Below are 17590 nucleotides of genomic sequence, written 5' to 3'. Positions count from 1 at the left end.
TGCTTGTCACCGGGCGCCCGGGGTGTCCCGCAGCGCGCCGTCGAGGACCTTGCCGAGCACAGCGGCGTGGTCCGGGTTCCTGATCATCGAGTAGTGGTCCCCTGGGGTGGGCAGCAGGTGCAGCCTGCCCTCGGTGTGCTTGGCCCACAGGCCCTTGTCCACCGTGCCCATGTCCAAAGTGGACATGATCTCGGCGTTCTCCCGTGCCTCGGCGCGGATCTGGGTGATGTCGGCGGCCAGCCGGTGGTCGGGGTACCAGCGTTTGAGCGCGCGGTGGTTGTCCCGCCAGATCCGGAAGAACTTGGCCAGCTCCGCCCGCACGGCGGGCGACCAGGTGCCGTCGTCGCAGCAGGCCAGCACCTCCTCCACGGTGCTCGCCGAGGTGGCCGGCAGCACGGTGCCGGGGAACAGCTCGGTGAGCAGGGCGCCGAAGGCGGCCAGGAAGTCCCGGTCCTCGGTGTCCCCGCCCAGGTATGCCTCTGGCGGGTGCGAGTCGAGCATGATCAGCCGGTCCACCCGCTCGCCCGCGCGCTCCAGCTCGGTGGCCATCTCGAAGGCCACGCTGCCACCGAAGGAGTAGCCGACGATGGTGTACGGCCCCTGCGGTTGCACCTCGCGCACCAGCCCGGTGTAGAGCGCGGCCAGCCCGCGGATGGTGGCGAACTCCGCGGCCCGCTCGACCGGATGACCCAGCGCCCACAGCGTGCGTTCCTCGCCGAGATGCTTGCTGAGGTCGAGGTAGCTGGTGGTGCTGCCCCCGGCGGGCGGCACCAGGAACACATGCCCCGGCGCGGTTCCGGGGCGCAGCTCGGTCAGCAGGTGCCGGTGCCCGGTGTCCGCGGCCCCGGCGGCCAGTTCGCTCAGGTGCGCCACCACCTCCTCGACGGTGCGCAGGCCGTCGAAGGACTCGAAGGTCAGCGGCAGGCCGGTGTCCTCCCGCAACAGCGTGACCAGCTCCACCGCGGCCATCGAGTCCAGGCCGATCTCGTAGAGGTCGTCGCCGGGCGCCAGCTCGGGGGTGCGCAGGAAGGTCGCGGTGCGCTGGCGGACCTGCTCGGCCAGACCGGCCGCGGCGGTGGGCGCGGGCGCGGCGTCGATCCAGTGGCGCTGGCCGCGCAACGGGTGACCGGGCAACGGAATCCGCCTGGCCACCGAGAAGTCGTCCGGATCGCCGGTAGCGGCAGTGGCCGGATCGCCTTGTCCGGCAAGGTGATCGGCCAGCGCCTGGCGCAGCTCCGCGACCGAGCGCACCCGCCAGGCGGCCTGGGCGGCGAAGGGTGCGCGCCCGTTGGCCAGGGTGAAGGCGAGGTCGTCCAGCCGGACCTCGTGGCGCGCCAGGTGCTCGTGCAGGTCGCGGATCTGCACCGCCAGCGCGGTGCGGTCACGGGCGCTGAGCTGGACGCGGTAGGAGCCTCCCGGCGGTGCGGGCCGGTCGGGTTCGGCGGCGGCGGTGAGCACGACGTGCGCGTTGGTGCCGCCCAGGCCGAACGAGCTGACCGCGGCCGCCCGCAACGGTTGCTCCGGGCGGACCGAGGAGGTGGGAATCCGGTATGCGGCAAGCTGATCGGCGATGTGCGCGTTGGGCGCGGTGTAGCCGACCTGCGCCGGGATCCGCTGCTCCCGCAGCACCAGCACGGTCTTGATCAGCCCGGTCACCCCGGCCGCCACGTCCAGGTGCCCGAGGTTGGCCTTGACACTGCCCAGGTAGCGGCCAGGATCCGTGCCCAGGGCCTCGGTCAGCGCGCGCACCTCGATCGGGTCGCCCAGCGCGGTGCCGGTGCCGTGCGCCTCCACGTAGCCGATCTGCTCGGCCGGCACGCCGGAGACGGCCAGCGCGTCCCGGATCACCTCGGTCTGACCGGCCGCGCTGGGCGCGGTGAACCCGGCCTTGTCCCTGCCGTCGTTGTTCACCGCGCTGCCCCTGATCACCGCGTCCACCCGGTCCTGGCCGGTGACCGCGTCGGCCAGGCGGCGCAGCACGACCACCCCGCAACCGCTGCCGCGCACGGTGCCCGCGGCCTCGGCGTCGAAGACCCGGCACTGCCCGTCGGGGGAGAAGATCCCGCCCTCCCGGTGCAGGTAGCCGGTGTGCTGCGGCACCGCCACGCTCACCCCGCCGACCAGCGCCAGGTCGCACTCGAAGGCCAGCAGCGACTCCACCGCCAGGTGCACGGCCACCAGCGAGGAGGAGCAGGCGGTCTGCACCGTCACCGCGGGCCCGGTCAGCCCGAGCCGGTAGGCGGCCCGGGTGCACAGGTAGTCCTTGTCGTTGCCCAGCAACACCGGATAGCTGAGGCCGTCCTCGGGCAGCTCCGCCTGGCCCGCGACCACGTTCAGCAGGTAGGTGCTCAGCCCGGTCGCGCCGAACACCCCGATCCGCCCGCCAAAACCGCCGGGGTCGTGCCCGGCGTCCTCCAAGGCGCGCCAGCAGGTCTCCAGGAAGATCCGGTGCTGCGGGTCGATCAGCCGGGCCTCGTGCGCCGGGATGCCGAAGAAGTCGGCGTCGAAGAGGTCGATCCCGGCCAGGTCGGCGCCGAAGGGCCGGTAGGAAGGGTTGCGGCGCAACGACTCCGGCACCCCGGCCGCGGCCAGCTCCGCCTCCTCGAAGCGGCGGATGGCCCGCTCACCGGCCAGCAGGTTGGCCCACAGCTCGGCCACCGAGTCCGCCGCCGGGAACCGCCCGGCCATGCCGATGACCGCGATCCCGTCCTGTTCGCTGGTGCTCATCCGGCGGTCTCCTCCCGGCTCAGCCCGCCGCGGTGGGCGCGGGCGACCAACTGCCGGACCGGCCTGGCCTTGCGGACTCCGGGCCTGCCGGGGCGCGATGGCGCGTCCGGGGCCTGCCCGAGCTTGGCGGCCAGCAGCCGGGGGGTCGGGTACTGGAAGAGGTCCACGATGTCGAGGTCCGCGCCGTGCTCGGCGGTCAGCCGCCGGTGCGCCCGCACCAGGTGCATGGACGTGCCGCCGACCTCGAAGAAGCTGTCGTCCGGGCCGACCGCCTCGATGCCGATCACCTCGGCCCAGATCGCCGCCACCGCCCGCCACCCGCCGGGGCCGTCCTCGGCGGCCACCGGTCGCGGGCCAGCGGATCCGGGCTTGGGCAGGGCGGCGGTGTCCACCTTGCCGTTGACGGTCAGCGGCAGCTCCGCCACCCGCACGAACGCCTGCGGCAACAGGTAGGCGGGCAGTGTGCCGGTCAGCGCGCCGCGCAGTTCGGCGTCGGCGGGGGCCTCGTTCTCGGCCACCAACCAGGCGGTCAGCAGCGGCTCGCCGCCCTCGGGCAGGTGCACGCCGACGTGGGCCTGTGCGATCCCGGGCACCGCGGTCAGCGCGTGCTCCACCTCGCCGGGCTCGATCCGGTAGCCGCGCAGCTGCACCTGCCGGTCCACCCGGTCCAGGTAGACCAGGTCGCCCCGCTCGGTGACGTAGCCGCGGTCGCCGGAGCGGTAGACCCGCCCGTAGCGGGTGTGCGCCGGGAAGCGTTCGGCGGTGAGCTCCGGGTTGCCGTGGTAGCCCTGCGCGACCCCGTCCCCGGCGACCAGGATCTCCCCGGCCACGCCGATCGGGCACGGGTTGAGGTCGCGGTCCACCACGTGCAACCGCAGGTGCGCCAACGGTTTCCCGATCACGCTGCGCGGTTCCCCGGCCACCAGCTCGGGGGTGATCTCGAAGAAGGTGGTGTGCACGGTGGACTCGGTGATGCCGTACATGTTCACCAGCCGGGCCCGTTCGCCGACCAGCCGCAGCCACGGCCGCAGCGACTCGAACCGCAGCGCCTCGCCGCCGAAGACCACCCAGCGCACCGCCAGCCGCGCCGCGGTGGCCTCGTCGAGCACATCGGTGAGCCTGCGGAAGGCCGAGGGCGTCTGGTTCAGCACGGTGAGGCCGCTGTCGGCCAGCAGCTGCGCGAAGTCCACCGGGGAGCGCAGCGCCCGCTCATCCGGGATGATGAGTTTTCCGCCGTGCAGCAAGGCGCCGAGCATCTCCCACACCGAGAAGTCGAAGGCGTAGGAGTGGAACAGGCACCACACGTCGTCCTGGCCGAAGTCGTAGTGCCCGGCCGCGGCGGTGAACAGCGCGGTGAGGTTGCCGTGAGAAACGCGCACGCCCTTGGGCACCCCGGTCGAGCCGGAGGTGAAGATCAGGTAGGCCAGATCCTCCGGCGCGGGCGGCCGGAAGGTGGTGGTTGCGTTGCAGGACAACAGGTCTTCCGGCCGATGCCGGGACGCCACCCGCGCTGAGGGTAACGCGGTCTCCTCGGCGATCAGCGAGATCCCCTCGAACTGGCCGAGGATGTGCGCGACCCGCTCCGGCGGCGCGGCCGGGTCGATCGGCACATAGGCCCGGCCCGCGCGCAACACGCCCAGCAGCACCGCGATCAGCTCGCGCCGGGGCCGCATGGCGACCGCCACGTGTGGCCCGTGACCGCCGTCGGTCAGGGCCGCGGCCACCCGGGAGACCGCCGCGTCCAGTTCGGCGTAGGTCCACTCGCCAGCCGGATCGGCCAGCGCGACCCGGTCGGCGTGCTGCCGCGCGGTGTCGGTGAACCACTGGTCGACCGACCTGGGCGAGCGCCCTGGACGGTAGTCGTTGACCAGGCGGTCGATCCGCGCTTCGGCCTCAGCACCGAGCACCCGCAGCCCGGACAACGGGGCCAGCGGATCGGCCAGCGCCGCGCCCAGCACCTCGGTGATCATGGCCAGCGGATCGGCCGCGGCAAAGCGCTCGGCGTACTCGATGCTCACCACGAAGCTCTCGTCGGTCTCGCGCAGGACGGCCGAGAGCGGGTAGCGCACCAGGCTCCTCGGCACGAACAGCGTCTCGGTCGCACAACCGGGCAGTTCGAGCGGGAAAGCCTTGCGGTAGTAGGTGATCGCGTTGTCCGGGTGCCAGGCTCCCCGGCCGCCCAGCACGTCCGCGGCCCGCTCGTTGAAGTCGAAGAACCGGTGCTTGAGCATGGTGCGCAGCCGGGTGTTGATGGTGGCGCACAGCGCGGCGAAGGTCGGCGTCCCGGTCAGGTTCAGCGCCAGCGGCAGCGTGTTGATGAAGTAGCCCAGCGCGAACATCTGCTTCCAGTCCCTGCGGGTGGCCATCGGCACCCCGACCGCCACCTCCGGCCGGCCGGCGAGACTGGCCAGCGTCAGCGCGTAGGCGGCCAGGAAAACGGTGTAGGGCCCGTTCTCCTTGACGAACTCGCTCTCCCGCAGCACCCGGTCCAGGCTGTCGGGCAGGCTCTCCTGACGGCACACCCCCGGCATCGCCCCGCCGCGTTGCCGTTGCACCGCAAGGCCTTCGTGGTCCAGGCGGGGCATGCCGCGCAGCATCTCGGCGAAGGCCTCGGCGGCGGCGTCCTGGCGTTTGGGGCTGAGCTGGTCCACCGGCAGGTAGGTGAGGTTGGCCAGGTACTCCTCCACCGGCTCCTCGTTGTACAGCTTGGCCGCCAGGTCGACCAGGTTGAACATGGTGACCGCGTCGCCGATCAGGTGCGAGCAGACCATGGCCAGGTAGGCGTGCTCGCGGCCCTGGTAGAGCGCGAGGTGGTAGAGCGGCCACTCTTCCGGCGGCCGCGGCCGCTCACCCTCCAACCGGACCTGCTCGACCACCCAGGCCTGTTCGTCGGCGCTTTCCGGCACGGTCACGATCGGCACCACCGGCTTGCCCGGGTGCCGGTGGGCCTTGTCGCCGTCGGCGTCGAGGTGGAAGACCAGGTTGAGCCCGGTGCTGCCGGTGAGCACGAACTCCAGCGCGTCCCGCAGCCTGGGCAGGTCGACCTGGCCCCGGATGAGCTCCAGGTGCACCATGGTGAACGAGGTGTCCGCCGGGAACATCCGGTGGTAGAGCAGCATGTCGCGTTGTGGTGCGGTGAGCGTGACCTCGTCCACGGCTGTCGTTCTCCTTGCTCGGCTCGGCGGGCTGGGGCAAGAGAATCCGATCCGGGTGCTTCCCGGCTTCACGGTCCGACCGCAGCCGCAACCGCATAATCTGGACGCCACCGACCGCGGGGGGAGCGGAGCACCGTGCACGGAGCTGTCTCGGAGGGGATCGGCCGCTGGCTGGCGGAGCTGCGCGAGGGCCGCGCCCGGCTGGTCCGCTTCGACGGCGGGCCGGGCACCGGGCGCACCACGGCGCTGCGGGCGCTCACCGCCGCCGCCCGTCAGGAACACGGCTGCACCGCGGTGCTGGTGCGGTGCGCGCACGCGGAGTCCGGGTTCGCCTGGGGCGCGGTGCGGCAGCTGCTGGACGCGCTACCGCCAGGGGAGGACCTGGCCGGGTTCGCCGCCCGCGACGGCGGCTGGTTCGACGCGCTGCGCGGCCTGGCCCCCGGCGAGATCCAGCAGCGGCTGCACTGGCTGCTCACCCGGCAGGCTGCCCAGCGTCCACTGGTCATCGCGGTGGACGACGCGCACTGGTGCGACCCGGAGTCCTTGCGGTTCCTCGGTTACCTGGCCCGCAGGCTGGAGCACGCGCCACTGCTGCTCGCCGTTGGGGCCGACCCGGGCGCCACCCCGGAGGCAGAGCGGGCGCTGGCCGAGCTCACCGACGACCCCGACCTGCTCCGGGTGCTGCTGCCCGCGCTGACCGCCGACCAGGTCGCCGCCGAGTGCCGCCGGGTGCTCGGGCACGACCACCTGGCCGCCGCCTGCCTTGCCGCCACCCACGGCATTCCCGCGCTGGTCACCGCGTTCCTGACCGCCGAGCCGGTGGGCAGCGCGCCGCGTTCGGTGGCGGCCGCCGCGCTGGCCAGGGCGAGCGCGCACCACCCGGAGGCGGCCCGCGCGCTGCGGGTGCTCTCCGTGCTGGAGACGCCCGTCCCCGCGCCGGTGGCGGCCAAGATCCTGGACCGCCCGCCCGCCGAGACCGCCGACGTGCTCGCGCTGCTGGCCCGCCTGTCCTGCGCGAGCGTGGACGCGGGCGGGGTGGCGATCGGGCCGCCGCTGCTGCGGCAGGCGGTCCGGCAGGCGCTGGCGCCCTCGGCCCGGCACGAGGCCGAGTCCAGGGTGGTCGCCGTCTTCGCCGCCGAACCCGGCGGGCGGGAGCGGGCCGCCCGGCACCTGCTGGCCGTCTACCCCGAGGGCAACACCAGCCACCTGGAGCTGTTGCACACCAGCGCGGACCAGCTGCTCGCCCAGGGCCGCTACACCGACGCGGCCCAGCTGCTGCGCCGCGCGCTGGCCGAACCGGTGGTCGGCGACCGGCGGGCCGAGCTGCTGGCCGGACTGGGCACCGCCGAGCTGTACCAGCACACCCCCTCGGCCGCCGGGCACCTGGAGACCGCGATGGCCGAGTCCTCCTCGCCGGCGTCCCGGCTGAGCTGGGCGCTGCAGCTGGCGCACGCGCTGGCGCTGACCGGCAAGGCCGCCCAGGCGCGCGACATCCTCAGCGCCGAACTCGACCGGGTGCCGCTCAACGGTCAGCAGGAACTGCTCGGCCGGGCCGCCGCCGAGCTCACCTTCATCGCACTGAGCAGCGACGACGTGCTCAGCGCCCGCCGCGAGGAGACCGGCGGCCTCGGGCGGCGCGCGGCCAGGGTGGAGGGCATGTCCGGGGCTTACCAGGTGCTCTCCGCCGCCTTCGAGTGCCGCCCGGCCGCCGAGGTGACCGCCCGCATCCACCAGGCCCTGGCCGGTGGACTGGAGCCAGCTGACCAGTCCGCGATGACCTGGCTGGTGGTGGCCGGGGTGCTGCTGTGGGCCGACCAGCTGGACACCGCGGCCCAGCTGTTCGCCAAGGGCGCTACCGAGGCGGACCGCTGGCACGCCCCGCTGCCCCGCTACACCGCGGCCTGGCTGGGCGGACTCACCGCCTGGCACGCCGGCCGTCCCGACCAGGCGCGCGAGCTGACCGCCACCGCGATCCGGCTGGCGCAGGGCCGGGACTGGGACCAGTGGCGGGTCGGCCCGGCGATCGCCGCACTGGCCATCGCCGAGGAGTGCCCGGAAGCCTTCCCCTCGCCCGCGGCCTGCGGCCTGGACGAGCACGGCGACCTGCCCCGCCTGTGGGTGGCCGACCTCGCGCTGGCCGCCCGCGGCCAGTGGAAGGTCGGCGCCGGACGCCCCGAGGCCGGGCTGGCCGACCTGCTCGCGGCCGGCCAGCGGCTGACCGCGATCGGCTGCCTCAACCCGGCCGCCGCGCCCTGGCGCTCGGCCGCCGCGGTCGCGCTGTCCCGGCTGCACCGCGAGGAGGAAGCCCTGGCACTGGCCGAGGAAGAGGTGCGGCTGGCGCGCAGCTGGGGCGCGGCGCGGGCGCTGGCGGTGGCCCTGCGCCGCAGCGGTGACGTGCGCGGCGGACCGGACGGGCTCGCCGAGGTCGAGGAGTCGGTGGCGCTGCTGGGCGAACGCTTCCCCCTGGAACTGGCGCGCGGTCTGCTGGTCAAGGGCAGGCTGCTGCGCTCGGTGCGCGAGCACGAACAGGCCAGGGAGGTGCTCGGCGAGGCGCACCGCAAGGCGGGCCAGCTGGGCGCGGGCCGGCTGCTGGCCCGGATCCGCGACGAGCTGATCGCGGTCGGCGGACGACCCCGCCTGCCCCGGCCGGACCAGGACGGGCCGCTGACCACGGGGGAGCGGCGGGTCGCGCTACTGGCCGCGCGGGGAGCCACCAACGAGGAGATCGCGGCCCGGCTCTACCTGGCCCGCCGCACCGTGGAGGCGCACCTGACCAGCGTCTACCGCAAGCTCGGCATCAGCGGCCGGGCCCAGCTGCCCGCCGGACTCGGCAAGCTCGGCCTGGCCGACGGCGAGGATGCGGCTATCCCTGCGGGGTGACCACGATGCGCGCCCGCGGCGTTCCGCGGTGCACTGGCGCGGTGAGTCAGGCAGCGAAGAGCAGTCCCCTGGTCCTCGACCTCGGCGCGATCCAGCACGGCCAAGGACACCTGGTCGGCGGCAAGGCGGCCAACCTGGCGTCCATGATCAACGCCGGGCTGCGGGTGCCGGACGGGTTCTGCCTCACCACCGAGGCCTACCGCCGGGCCGCCGATGACGACGGAGTGCGCGCCGCGGTCGACGCCCTGAGCAGCACCAACGCCCCCGCCGCCGAGGTGCGCACCGCGCTGCTGGCCCGCCCGGCGCCCGAGGAGGTGGCCGCCGCCGTGCTGACGGCCTACCGGGAACTGGGCGCGGGACCGGTCGCGGTCCGCTCCTCCGCCACCGCCGAAGACCTGCCGTGGGCCAGCTTCGCCGGTCAGCAGGAGACCTTCCTGCACGTGCTGGGCGAGCAGGAGGTCCTGACCGCGGTCCGGCGCTGCTGGGCCTCGCTGTGGACCGACCGGGCGGTGGACTACCGCGCCGCCCAGGACATCGACCACCGCGAGGTCACCCTGGCCGTGGTCGTGCAGCGCATGGTGCCCGCCGCGGTCGCGGGCGTGCTGTTCACCGCCGACCCGATCACCGGCCGCCGCGACTGCTTCAGCGTGGACGCCAGCCCAGGACTGGGCGAGGCGGTGGTCTCCGGCCTGGTCAACCCCGACCACTACGTGCTCGACGCCGACGGCCGAGTCCTGACCAGGGTCCCCGGCGACAAGGGCAAGGAGGTCCGGCCGGTCGAGGGCGGCGGCGTCGAGGTGGTCGAGACCTCCGGCGGCGGCGAGTGCCTGGACGAGGACGCCCTGCGCAGGCTGGCGGATGCGGGCCGCGAGGTGCAGGCGCACTTCGGCGCGCCCCAGGACGTGGAGTGGGCCCTGGACGCCGAGGGCCTGGTGTGGCTGACCCAGTCCCGGCCGATCACCACCCTGTTCCCCCTGCCGGTCACCGCCGACCCGGACACCCCGCGCGCCTACCTCTGTTACAGCATGGTTTGGCAGGGCATGCACGGACCGCTGACCCCGATGGGCCGCTCGGCCTTCCGCCTGGCCGCCACCGGCATGGCCCGGCTGGCCGGGCGCACCGTGCCCGACCCGGAACGCGGACCGGCGGTCTGCGCGGAGGCGGGCGGGCGGATCATGCTCGACCTCACCCCGGCGCTGACCTCCGCCGGTGGCCGGGCCGCGCTGCCCGGCCTGCTGACCATGGTCGACGACGGGGTGGCCCGGCTGTTCACCGCGCTCACCGAGGACCCCAGGTTCGCGCTTCGGCAGCCCTCCAAGCGCGGCCTGGTGCGCGCCCTGCTGCGGATCGCCTTGCGTGCCAACGTGCCTGCCCGGGTGTTCGAGGCGCTGGTGTTCCCGGCCTCGGCCCGCCGCCGGGTGCGGCGGACCGGCGAGCGGTACCTGCGCCGGTTCGAAGGACCGGCGAACGCGGACGCGAGGGAGCGGCTGGCGGCGGTGCAGCGGATCCTGCTCACCGCGCTGCCCGCGATCTTCCCCCGGATGGTGCCGGTCTCCGCGGTCGGCGGGGCGATGCTGGGCATCGCGGTGAAGCTGCTCGGCGAGCGGATCTCCTCGGCCGAGGTCTTCACCCTGCTGCGCGGCCTGCCGCACAACGTCACCACCGAGATGGACCTCGCGCTGTGGCGGCTGGCCGAACAGGCAGGCGAAGCCGCGGAGCTGTTCCAGGACCCGGCCCGGCTGGCCGAGGACTACCGGCGCGGCGAGCTGCCACCGAAGCTGCAACACGCGCTCGCCGGGTTCCTGGCCGAGTACGGGCACCGCTGCGTCGCCGAGATCGACCTCGGCGCGCCCCGCTGGTCCGAGGACCCCGCGCACATCCTCGGCGTGGTCGGCAACTACCTGGCCACCGCCGATCCGGCGCACTCCCCCGAGCGGCACTTCGCCGAGGGCGCGGCCGCCGCGACCGCCATGGCCAGGGAGCTGGTGGCCCGCGCCAGGACGGACGGGCGGCTGAGCGGGGCGGTGGTGCGGTTCGCCCTGCGCCGCACCCGCGAGCTGATGGGGTACCGCGAGATCACCAAGTTCTACACCGTCGCCCTGCTGGACCGGGCCCGGCGGCAGCTGCGCGCGGTCGGCGACGAGCTGGCCGAGCGGGGTGTGCTGGCCGCGGCCGAGGACGTCTTCTTCCTCGACCTGGCCGAGACGCGCGCCGCCGTCTCCGGCGCGGCGGGTGAGCTGCGGGCGCGGATCGAGCAGCGGCGGGCCGAGTACCAGCGGGAGTCCCGGCGCAGGCAGGTGCCCAAGCTGCTGCTCTCCGACGGCACCGAGCCTGCCGAGTCAGTGGCGGGCCAGGACGGCGGCCTGCGCGGCACCGGCGCCTCACCCGGCACGGTCACCGGCCCGGCGCGGGTGGTGTTCGACCCGGTGGGAGCCAAGATCGCCCCTGGGGACGTGCTGGTCGCGCCCTCCACCGACCCCGGCTGGACCCCGCTGTTCCTGACCGCGGCCGGGGTCGTGCTGGAGACCGGCGGGGTCAACTCGCACGGCGCGGTGGTGGCCCGCGAGTACGGGATTCCCGCCGTGGTCGGGGTTTCCGGCGTCACCGGCAAGATCACCGACGGGCAGACGGTCACCGTGGACGGGACCGCCGGAGTGGTGAAGGTGGACTGAGCATGCCGGAACCAGGGATGCCGGGCAGCGTGACCTGCGGACTGCGCCGGACTGGTGGGCGACAGCGGCGCGCACGGCCTGCGCGCGCTGCCGCGTCGCCTCACCCGTGGATCAGCTTGTCCCGCAACAACTCCCGGTGGCCCTCGGCGATAGCGGTGGCCGCCGCCCGAGGCGTCTGGCCGGTCTGCCGCGCCGAGCCGAACACCGCGCCGGCCAGCCGCCACATGGTCTTCTCGATCATGGCGAAGGCCTCCGCCCCGGTCGGGCCGATGTCGCCGAACAGCGTCCACCACCACCAGGCGTTGGCCGCCAGGTTGGCCAGGAAGTCCGGCACCACAACAACTCCGCGGGCCAGCAGCGCCGCCTCCGCCTCGGCGGTGACCGAGACGTTGGCCGCCTCCACCAGGTACCGGCCGCGCACCTCCGCCTGGTTGGCCGCGGTGACCGCCGCCGACACCGCCGCGGTCACCAGCACATCCGCCGGGCAGGACCGCCATTCCTCGCGGTCGAGCAACCGCGCGCCCGCTGGCAGGTTCTCCCTGGGCAGCAGGCCGTCCCGGCTGCGCCCGGCCAGCAGCGCGGCCACGTCCAGCCCGGCCGGGTCGGCCACCGTGCCCACCCGGTCGGCGATGGCCACCACCCGCAGCCCGGCCCGGTCCAGGTAGCGCGCGGCGGCCCCGCCCATCGAGCCGAAGCCTTGCACCACCGCGGTTTTCCCGGCCGGGGTCTCGCCGTGCTCGGCCAGCGTGGCCAGCACCGCCTGCACCACGCCGTAACCGCCGACGCTGTCACCCAGCCCCAGCCCGTCCACCTCGACGGCGAACGCCCTGGCCACCCGGTCCAGTCCGGCCTCCGCGCCGTCGGGCACGTGCCGGAGCGCGGCGTGCACACAGGAACGCAGCCCGGCCGCGGCGACCGCCTCGTCGATGGCCTCCTGGCTGGTGCCCAGGTCCTCGCCGACCGCCCAGTGCGTCGCCAGCAGCGGACGCACCGCCTCGACGAACCGGCGCAGCACCCCGGGCGCCTCCGGGTGCCGGGGGTCGAAGTCGATGCCGCCCTTGGCCCCGCCGAAGGGCAGGTACCGGCGGCCCGGCTCGTAGACCAGGGCCTCCTTGAGGGTCATCGCCCGCGCCAGCGCGGCCACCTCGGCCATGGTGCAGCCCGGCCGCATGCGCAGGCCGCCGCTGGCCACGCCAAGGCCGAGGGTGTCGATCACCAGGTGGCCGGTGGCCTCGGTCCGGTCGTCGAACCAGGTCAGCCGCAGGTGAGGTCGCTCGGTCATCGGTTTTCCTTCTGTGGTGGCGGATCAGGGAGATCGGCCACGCCGGGGTGCCCGGACACCCCGGCGTCGCCGCGGATCAGCTCAGCGGTCGCGTTCGGCCACGAGCTCGGCGATGTGCGGGCTGAGCTGGTAGCCGGAGAGGACCGCGCCCGGCAGGAACGCGGCTCCGGCGATCTCACCGAGGCAGTTGTCGTGGCCGCAGCCGCAGCTGAACGGATCGGCCATCTCCCACTCCGTGGCCGGGTAGAAGAAGGTGACCTGCTCGCCCTCGGCGATCGGGCTGGTCGCCACCACCACGTTGTGCACGGTGTCCACCACCGCGTTCGGGCGGCAGGAGTGGTTGAGGTAGCGCACCTCCGCCGCGTCGACGTGCCGGTCCCGCGACACCTGGATGGTGTACTTCGTCGGCGCGGTGTGCTCCACCCGGTCGGTGATCGAGGCGACCACCGCCCCCTCGGGAATGGCGGCCAGTGGCACAAAAGCCATGCCGCCCAAGCCATCGGCCGTGGCCACGATCATGGAGGTCATCTGCTCAGTTCCCTTCCCAGCGCCGGGCCAGGAGCACCGCGTTGTGCCCGCCGAATCCGAACGAGTTGCTCATCACGACATCGGTGCGGTGCTGCTGTGCGGTGTGCGGCACGAAGTTCAGGCCGGGGTCATCGGGGTGGTCGCAGTTGAGGGTCGGCGGCACCACGTTGTCCCTGATCGCCATGACCGCGGTGATCAGCTCGACCGCCCCGGCCCCGGAGATCAGGTGCCCGGTCATGGACTTGGTGGAGCTGACCGGGATCTGCGGCGCGCGCTCGCCGAAGACCGCGCGGATGGCCGCGGCCTCGGCCGCGTCGTTGAGCGCGGTGCCGGTGCCGTGCGCGTTGATGTAGTCCACTTCGGACGGTGCCACCCCCGCGCCGTCCAGCGCGGTCCGCATCGCCGCCTTGGCGCCGCGGCCCTCCGGATGCGGCGCGGTGAGGTGGTAGGCGTCGGTGGTGGCCCCGTAACCGGCCAGCTCGGCCAGGATCGGCGCGCCCCGCCGCCGGGCGTGCTCGGCCTCCTCCAGCACCACCACCCCCGCGCCCTCGCCCATCACGAACCCGTCCCGGTCCCGGTCGAACGGCCGGCAGGCCCGCTCCGGCTCCTCGTTGCGGCGGGACAACGCCCGCGAGGCGGCCGCCCCGGCGATGTTGAGCCGGGTGACGCTGGCCTCCGCGCCACCGGCGATCATCACGTCGGTGACGCCGAGCTGGATCAGCCGCAGCGCCTCGCCGATGCAGGTGGCCCCGGTGGCGCAGGCCGTGCTCATGTTCGCCGCCGGGCCGTGCGCGCCCAGCTTCAGCGCGATCTCCCCCGCGCTGCTCTCCGAACCGCTGGTGGCGAAGAAGAACGGGCTGATCCCGCGCGGTCCCCGCTCGTGCAGCTTGATGCTGGTGTCCCAGGTCAGCTGGGCCGGACCGGCCGAGGAGCCGACGTAGACGCCGACCTTCGGCGCGAGCTCCGGATCGATCACCAGCTTCGCCGCCTCGGCCGCCTGCACGGCCGCGGCCACCCCGTACTGGGTGCTGACGTCCAGCCGCCGGTACACCGTCCGTTCCAGGTACTCGCCGGGGTCGAAGCCCTTGACCTCGGCCCCGATCCGCACCGGTAGGTCACCGGCGTCGAAGCGCTCGATCAGTCCGATGCCGCTGCGACCGGCCAGCAGCGAGCTCCAGTGCTCCTCGACGGTCAACCCGACCGGGGTCACCGCCCCGCAACCGGTGATGACCACTCGACGTGGTCCGTCTCTGCCGGGATCAGGCATGTCGGTCCTCCTTTCTCGGTAGGGATTCGTGGTCACATCGCGGGGGAGAGGTCGCGCTCGGCCGCGCGCTCCTCCCGCGGTCCCGCGTCCTCGGCGATGGCCAGCAGCCGCCGCCAGTCGGTCTTTCCGTTGCCGGTCAACGGGAACTCCGCCAGCACCAGCAGCCGGTTGGGCTGCTCGAACGGCGGCAGCACCGCGCACACCCGTTCCCGCCAGTAGGTCGCGGGCCGGTCCTGGGCGTCCTCGACGAAGAAGACCAGGCGGTGGCCCAGCTGCGGATCGGGCACCGGGACCACCTTCACCAGCGCGCCGCACTGGGCCGCGGTGCGCTCGATGATCTCCGGGTAGAGCGTGTGCCCCGAGCGGTGCACGGCCGACTCCCGGCCCAGCACCGAGAGGTTCCCGTGCTCGTCGAGCAGGGCCAGGTCCGCGGTGCGGTACCAGCCCTTGCCCGAGGGCACGATCTCGCCGTCGGGCCCCAGGTAGCCGGTGAACCGGTCCGGCGTGGACACCCAGAGGTCGCCGACGGTGTTCGGCCCGGCCGCCTCCCCGTCCTCGGTGGCCACCCGCACCCGCACCCCCGGCAGGACCTGGCCGCAGGCGACCGGGTTCGCCGGGGTGGCGAAGGAGACGTTGCCGATCTCGGTGCTGCCGTAGCCGTCCAGCAGCGGCCTGCCGAAGCGGGCCCGGAACCGCTCGGTCACCTGCACCGGCAGCGGCGCCCCTCCGGTGCAGTACATCCGCACCCGGCCCAGGTCGCTGGCCAGCTCCGGGCTGCGCTCCACCAGGTTGAGCAGCAGGTGGAACACACTCGGCGTGGCGTCCACCACGGTCGCGCCGACCCGCCCGGCCATCCGCACCGAGCGGTCCAGCCTGCGGTAGGGGGCCACCGCCAGCGAACAGCCGGCCAGCACCGAGATCAGCACCAGGGACAGCCCGTACTGGTGGGAGAACGGCAGCAGCGGCAGCAGCACGTCGTCCGGGCCGTAGCCCATCCGGTCGATGGTGCGCTGCAGGTTGCGCAGCATGGCCCGGCCGGACTTCACGATGCCCTTGGGCTCGCCGGTGGACCCCGACGACCAGGTGACCAGCGCGTCCGGCAGCCCGGCCCAGGTGCTGAGCTCGAAGGCGGTCCCGGTCGGCGGGCGGGCGGCCGCGGCGGCCAGCAGCTCGAACCCGGAGACCATGGGCAGCCACGGGATGTTCTCGGTGTCCTCGTCGTCGACCACCGCCAGCCGCACCTTGGCCAGCCCGGCGGCCCGCGCGGTCTCCGCCGCCCGCTGGCCGGGATCGATGAGCACGGTGGAGGCGCCCGCGTGGATCAGCGCGAGCAGCACGGTGACGAAGGCGGCCGAGTTCTCCGCCTTCAGCAGCACCCTGGTTCCCGGGGTGACCCCGTGGGACTCGGTGAGCACTTGGGCTATCCGGACCACCCGGTCCCGTAATTCCTCGGAACTCTGCACCGAATCGGCGCACAGCAAACGCTTGAGCATTTCTCCGGAGTTTCCTTTCGATTTCCGCCCACCGGCGGGCGGTCAGCCGCGGGCGAGGATGTAGCTCACGGTGTCCTCGACGGTCTTGAGGCCAAGTGCGTCGTCGTCCGGAATGCGGACCTCGAACTGCTCCTCGACCATCAGCAGCACTTCCACCAAGGTCAGTGAGTCGATGTCCAGTTCATCCCCGAAGGACTTCTCCGGCCGGACATCCTCCACCGGGACACCCGCGACTTCGTGCAGGATCTTCGTCAAACCGGCCAGGACCTCGTCGTATTTTGGACGCACGGCAGCCTTCCCTCCAGTTGTGTGTTTGTGCGTTTCGTAGGGGAAATTGATGTCAGGCAGTGGCTGACAACCGGTCGAACCCGCGCAGCGCGGGCAGCCAGGACGCGCCGAGCACGAGCAGGAACAACACCCCGGCCAGCACCGCGAACGCGCCCTCGGGCCCCAGCCGCTGCACCAGCGGGCCGCCGAGCAGGTGCCCGACCGGGCCGCCGACGTACCCGGCGGAGGTCATGATCCCCATGACCCGCCCGCGCAGCTCCGGCGCCGACCGCAGCTGAGTGGCCAGGTTGGTCAGCGGCGAGATCGGCCCGCTGGCCAGGCCCACCACCCCGGCCAGCGCCAGCAGCGCCGGATAGGGCGGCAGGAAGGACATCGCGACCAGACCGGCCGCGCTGGCCACCATCGCGGTGACGAAGGTGGCCCGCCCGCGCAGCCGGTGGCCGAGCACGGCGTAGCCCACCGCGCCGCCGATGCCACCCGCGGCCAGGGTCATGCTGAGCAGGCCCAGCCGCTCCGGCGCGTGCTGGGCGTGGAAGTAGGCGGGCAGCACGATGCTCGCGATCGGCAGGTACGCCAGGTACAGCGTCGCCCCCATCAGCGCGGTCAGCCGCAGCAGCGGGTCCCGCCACACCGCGGCGAAGCCCTGCCGCGACCCGTGCCAGGCGAACCGCAGGGCCGACCCCGCCACCTTCGGTCGGCCCTGCTCAGGCAGCCGGACCAGCAGCGTGCCCGCCGCGGCCAGCGCGGGCGCGACCACGGCCACCGCCAGCGCCGTGGCCGCGCCGCCGAGCCCGATCAGCAGCCCGCCCAGCGCGGGCCCGGCGACCAGCGCGACCCCCTTGAGCGACTCGTGGATCCCGTTGACCGCCTCCAGCCGCAGTCCGGCCCGCCCGGCCGCGGCCGGCAGCAGCACCTTGCGCCCGGTCATCCCGGCCAGGTCGAACAGCGAACCGGTGCAGGCCAGCGCGGCCACCGCCCACAGCGAGAACCCGCCCGCCAGGTCGAGCACCGCGATCGCGGCCACCGACCCCGCGGAGAGCAGGTCCGCGCCCGCCGCGGTGCGCCTGCCGCCGACCAGGTCCACCACCGTGCCCGCGAACAGCGCGCCCAGCAGCATCGGCAGCGTGCTGGCCGCCGCGATGATCCCGGCCGCCACCGGACTGCCGGTCCGCTCCAGCGCCAGCCAGGACAGCGCCAGGGTGAGCACCGCGTTCGCCCAGGTCGACAACACCGCGGCCACCTCGAGCAGCACCAGCGGAGCCACCGAGGTGCCCGGTCCGGCCGCGCGCCCGGTCATC

The 17590-nt window shown here is 73.9% G+C and carries 10 protein-coding genes; 2 read left to right on the top strand and 8 right to left on the bottom strand.

Features of this window, described 5'->3' with window-relative positions; all coding sequences use genetic code 11:
* Positions 1 to 6 precede the first annotated feature (6 nt).
* Complete coding sequence (locus tag N8J89_RS31300) at positions 7 to 2727, bottom strand: beta-ketoacyl synthase N-terminal-like domain-containing protein (RefSeq protein ID WP_283660593.1); 2721 nt, start codon at positions 2725 to 2727, stop codon at positions 7 to 9.
* Positions 2724 to 5882 carry a non-ribosomal peptide synthetase gene (locus N8J89_RS31295; protein ID WP_283660592.1) on the bottom strand — a complete coding sequence of 1053 codons (3159 nt, stop codon included), beginning with the start codon at positions 5880 to 5882 and terminating at the stop codon, positions 2724 to 2726. Before N8J89_RS31295 ends, N8J89_RS31300 begins: the two co-directional genes overlap by 4 nt.
* Before the next feature lie 135 nt (positions 5883 to 6017).
* Here N8J89_RS31295 and N8J89_RS31290 point away from each other — a divergent pair, with 135 nt between their 5' ends.
* Entirely contained in the window at positions 6018 to 8762 is a 2745-nt protein-coding gene (locus N8J89_RS31290; RefSeq protein WP_283660591.1) for a helix-turn-helix transcriptional regulator, read from the top strand.
* A gap of 41 nt (positions 8763 to 8803) precedes the next feature.
* Positions 8804 to 11434, top strand: a complete 2631-nt coding sequence (locus tag N8J89_RS31285) for a PEP/pyruvate-binding domain-containing protein (RefSeq protein WP_283660590.1) — start codon at positions 8804 to 8806, stop codon at positions 11432 to 11434.
* A gap of 100 nt (positions 11435 to 11534) precedes the next feature.
* Here N8J89_RS31285 and N8J89_RS31280 read toward each other — a convergent pair whose 3' ends face one another.
* From N8J89_RS31280 to N8J89_RS31255, 6 genes are all read right to left on the bottom strand, one after another.
* Entirely contained in the window at positions 11535 to 12716 is a 1182-nt protein-coding gene (locus N8J89_RS31280) for a Glu/Leu/Phe/Val dehydrogenase dimerization domain-containing protein (RefSeq protein ID WP_283660589.1), read from the bottom strand.
* Positions 12717 to 12797: 81 nt separating this feature from the next.
* Entirely contained in the window at positions 12798 to 13244 is a 447-nt protein-coding gene (locus N8J89_RS31275; protein WP_283660588.1) for an SET domain-containing protein-lysine N-methyltransferase, read from the bottom strand.
* 4 nt (positions 13245 to 13248) lie between these two features.
* Positions 13249 to 14511, bottom strand: a complete 1263-nt coding sequence (fabF, locus tag N8J89_RS31270; protein WP_283660587.1) for a beta-ketoacyl-ACP synthase II — start codon at positions 14509 to 14511, stop codon at positions 13249 to 13251.
* A 32-nt stretch (positions 14512 to 14543) separates the two neighbouring features.
* Positions 14544 to 16004, bottom strand: coding sequence for a class I adenylate-forming enzyme family protein (locus N8J89_RS31265; RefSeq protein WP_283660586.1), 1461 nt, complete (start codon positions 16002 to 16004; stop codon positions 14544 to 14546).
* 42 nt (positions 16005 to 16046) lie between these two features.
* The gene (locus tag N8J89_RS31260; RefSeq protein ID WP_283660585.1) at positions 16047 to 16292 is read right to left on the bottom strand and encodes an acyl carrier protein; all 246 of its coding nucleotides are present in this window, start codon (positions 16290 to 16292) and stop codon (positions 16047 to 16049) included.
* A 52-nt stretch (positions 16293 to 16344) separates the two neighbouring features.
* Positions 16345 to 17589 (bottom strand): MFS transporter, encoded by a 1245-nt coding sequence (locus N8J89_RS31255; protein ID WP_283660584.1) that lies wholly within the window; start codon positions 17587 to 17589, stop codon positions 16345 to 16347.
* Between the last annotated feature and the right edge of the window lies 1 nt (position 17590).

Source organism: Crossiella sp. CA-258035, from assembly GCF_030064675.1.
In the GTDB taxonomy this organism is placed as follows: Bacteria; Actinomycetota; Actinomycetes; order Mycobacteriales; family Pseudonocardiaceae; genus Crossiella.
This window is presented reverse-complemented; position numbering and strand designations above follow the sequence as displayed.

Bases quoted from the DNA above. Each gene is read 5' to 3' on its own strand.
- N8J89_RS31300 (WP_283660593.1), bottom strand. From the start codon at position 2,727: ATGAGCACCAGCGAACAGGACGGGATCGCGGTCATCGGCATGGCCGGG.
- N8J89_RS31280 (WP_283660589.1), bottom strand. From the start codon at position 12,716: ATGACCGAGCGACCTCACCTGCGGCTGACCTGGTTCGACGACCGGACC.
- N8J89_RS31275 (WP_283660588.1), bottom strand. From the start codon at position 13,244: ATGACCTCCATGATCGTGGCCACGGCCGATGGCTTGGGCGGCATGGCT.
- fabF (WP_283660587.1), bottom strand. From the start codon at position 14,511: ATGCCTGATCCCGGCAGAGACGGACCACGTCGAGTGGTCATCACCGGT.
- N8J89_RS31265 (WP_283660586.1), bottom strand. From the start codon at position 16,004: ATGCTCAAGCGTTTGCTGTGCGCCGATTCGGTGCAGAGTTCCGAGGAA.
- N8J89_RS31255 (WP_283660584.1), bottom strand. From the start codon at position 17,589: ATGACCGGGCGCGCGGCCGGACCGGGCACCTCGGTGGCTCCGCTGGTG.